Origin of the sequence: Pantoea sp. CTOTU49201, from assembly GCF_032054795.1 — a bacterium.
GTDB lineage: Bacteria > Pseudomonadota > Gammaproteobacteria > Enterobacterales > Enterobacteriaceae > Pantoea > Pantoea symbiotica.
The window spans coordinates 1-3,241 of the sequence record NZ_DAMBSA010000475.1; the positions used below are offsets into that span (position 1 = coordinate 1).

Annotated in this window: 3 protein-coding genes; all 3 read left to right on the plus strand. The window is 58.4% G+C overall.

Translation table 11 applies throughout. From position 1 onward, the window contains the following. On the plus strand, nucleotides 1-1,075 hold a 1,075-nt coding region (pepP, locus tag RTY00_RS22385), incomplete at its 5' end, for a Xaa-Pro aminopeptidase (RefSeq protein ID WP_312666321.1). Further along, the gene (ubiH, locus tag RTY00_RS22390) at nucleotides 1,072-2,250 is read left to right on the plus strand and encodes a 2-octaprenyl-6-methoxyphenyl hydroxylase (RefSeq protein ID WP_312666323.1); all 1,179 of its coding nucleotides are present in this window, start codon (nucleotides 1,072-1,074) and stop codon (nucleotides 2,248-2,250) included. The genes pepP and ubiH, both read left to right, overlap by 4 nt. A gap of 20 nt (nucleotides 2,251-2,270) precedes the next feature. Next, on the plus strand, nucleotides 2,271-3,241 hold a 971-nt coding region (locus RTY00_RS22395; RefSeq protein ID WP_312666325.1), incomplete at its 3' end, for an FAD-dependent oxidoreductase.

Below are 3,241 nucleotides of genomic sequence, written 5' to 3' on the forward strand. Positions count from 1 at the left end.
GGCCGAAATCTGGTTTGGTCGCCGCCTTGGTCAGGATGCCGCACCGGCAAAACTGGGTGTCGATCGCGCCTTGCCGTGGGATGACATTGGCGAGCAGCTGCATCAACTGCTCAACGGCCTGGATGTGGTTTACCACGCGCAGGGCGAATACGCAGAAGCCGATCAACTGGTGTTCAGCGCGCTGGAAAAACTGCGCCGTGGCTTCCGTCAAAACCTCAGCGCACCGGATACCGTTACCGACTGGCGTCCGTGGGTGCATGAAATGCGCCTGTTCAAAAGTGCGGAAGAGATTGAGATTCTGCGCCGCGCCGGCAAAATCAGCGCGCTGGCGCACACGCGAGCGATGCAAGCCTGTCGTCCAGGCATGTTCGAATATCAGCTGGAAGGCGAAATTCATCACGAATTCAATCGCCACGGCGCGCGTTTCCCCTCGTACAACACCATTGTTGGTTCTGGCGAAAACGGCTGCATTCTGCACTACACCGAAAACGAATGTGAGATGCGCGATGGCGACTTAGTGCTGATCGACGCTGGCTGTGAATTCCACGGCTACGCGGGCGATATCACCCGCACCTTCCCGGTTAACGGCACCTTCAGCGAGCCGCAGCGGGCTATCTATGACATCGTGCTGGCCTCGCTCTATAAAGCGCTGTCGATGTTCCGTCCGGGCATCAGCATCCATGACGTGAATGACGAAGTGGTGCGCATCATGATCACCGGGCTGGTCGATCTCGGCATTCTGGATGGCAACATTGATACGCTGTTTGAAGAGCAGGCGCATCGTCCATTCTTCATGCACGGTTTGGGCCACTGGCTGGGGCTGGATGTGCACGATGTTGGCCATTACGGCACGCCAAGCCGCGACCGCTTACTTGAGCCGGGCATGGTGCTGACCGTTGAGCCTGGCTTGTATATCGCGCCAGATGCCAAAGTGCCGGCACAATATCGCGGTATTGGCATTCGCATCGAAGATGACATCGTCATCACCGCTGACGGCAACGAAAATCTCACCGATAGCGTAGTGAAAGACGCCGACGCGATTGAAGCCTTGATGGCGGCGGCACGTCACGCATGAGTATTTTGATTGCCGGCGGCGGCATGACCGGTGCGACCCTGGCGCTGGCGATTTCACATCTGACGCAAGGCCAGCTGCCGGTTACCCTGATTGAGCGCAGCCAGCCCGATAGCCGCGCACATCCTGGCTTCGACGGACGCGCGATTGCGCTGGCGGCAGGCACCTGTCAGCAGTTAGCGGATATCGATCTGTGGCGATCGCTGGCCGATTGCGCCACGCCAATTACCGATATTCACGTTTCCGATCGCGGTCATACCGGCTTTGTTTCGCTTAAAGCGCAAGATCATCAGGTTCCCGCGCTCGGCCAGGTGGTCGAACTGTTTGATGTCGGCCAGCGACTGTTTCAACGCCTGCAGAAAGCGCCAGGCGTCACGCTGCGCTGCCCGGATCACGTTACCTCGGTATCGCGGACTGCAGATAACGTGCAGGTTATGTTGAACAGCGGCGAACAACTGGAAGGCGCATTACTGGTGGCCGCCGACGGTGCGCGTTCACCTTTAGGCGCTTCCTGCGGCATTACCTGGCAGCGCGATGATTATCAGCAGCTGGCGGTGATTGCCAATGTGTCGACGCAGTTGCCGCATCAGGGCCGCGCCTTTGAGCGCTTTACCGAACACGGCCCGCTGGCGCTGTTGCCGATGTCCGGCAACCGCATGTCGCTGGTGTGGTGCCATCCGCTTGAGGCGCAAGCAACCATTAAGCAATGGGATGACGCCACCTTCCTGCAAGAACTGCAGCGCGCATTTGGCTGGCGGTTGGGGCGTTTCACTCACACCGGTCAACGCGAGCATTATCCGCTGGCGCTGCACACCGCCGAACGTCAGGTGACGCATCGTCTGGCGCTGGTGGGCAACGCGGCACAAACGCTGCATCCGATTGCCGGACAAGGCTTTAATCTTGGTCTGCGCGATGTGATGTCGCTGGCGGAAACGCTGGCAGGCGCACATCGTCAGCAGCAAGATCCCGGCAGTTTCGCGGTATTACAGCATTTTGCCGCGCGACGTCAGCCCGATCGTGCCGCCACTATTGGCGTCACTGACGGTTTAGTCCGACTGTTTGCTAACCGCTATGCGCCGTTGGTTGCAGGACGAAATCTTGGGCTGGTGGCGATGGACCATCTGCCTTGGCTACGAAATCCACTTGCCGTGCGCACGCTCGGCTGGGTTAAGCGTTAAGCACGAATTAAGGGGCAGCAATGCAAACTTTTGATGTGGCAATTGCCGGAGGCGGCATGGTGGGTTTGGCCGTCGCCTGCGGACTACAAGGCAGCGGCTTACGCGTTGCCGTGCTGGAAAAAGCACCCGAGCCACAGTTTGATCCGGCGGGCAATGCGTCGATTCGCGTCTCCGCCATCAACGCTGCCAGCGAGCGCCTGCTGCAAAAGCTCGATGTCTGGTCGAGCATTTTGGCGCTGCGTGCCAGCGCCTATCACGGCATGGAAGTGTGGGATCAGGACAGCTTCGGTTCGATCAGCTTTGATGATGAGCAGCAAGGCTTATCGCATCTCGGTCATATCATTGAAAATGAAGTGATTCATAGCGCGTTGTGGCAGCGTGCCACTCAGAGCAGCGATATCACGCTGTTTGCCCCGGCGCAGTTGCAGCAAGTGGCGTTTGGCGATAACGAAGCCTTTATTACGCTGCAAGATGGCAGCATGATGAGCGCCCGTTTGCTGGTTGCTGCCGACGGCGCGAATTCGTGGCTGCGTGACAAAGCAGATATTCCGCTGACCTTCTGGGATTACGAGCATCACGCGCTGGTGGCAAACATCCGTACCGATATGCCGCATGATGCGATTGCGCGTCAGGTGTTTCACGGCGACGGTATTCTGGCGTTCCTGCCGATGCAGGATCCACACTTATGCTCGATCGTCTGGTCGCTCGCGCCACAGGAAGCGGCACGCTTGCAATCGATGCCGGAAGCGCTATTTAATCAGCAGCTGTCGGTGGCGTTTGATATGCGCCTTGGCTTGTGTCAGGTCGAGAGTGAACGTAAAACCTTCCCGTTGACGGCACGTTATGCGCGTAACTTTGCCGCGCACCGTTTGGCGCTGGTCGGCGATGCCGCCCACACCATCCATCCGCTGGCCGGGCAGGGCGTAAATCTCGGCTTTATGGATGCGGCTGAATTAATTGGTGAAATTCGTCGATTGCATCAGGAAGGCAA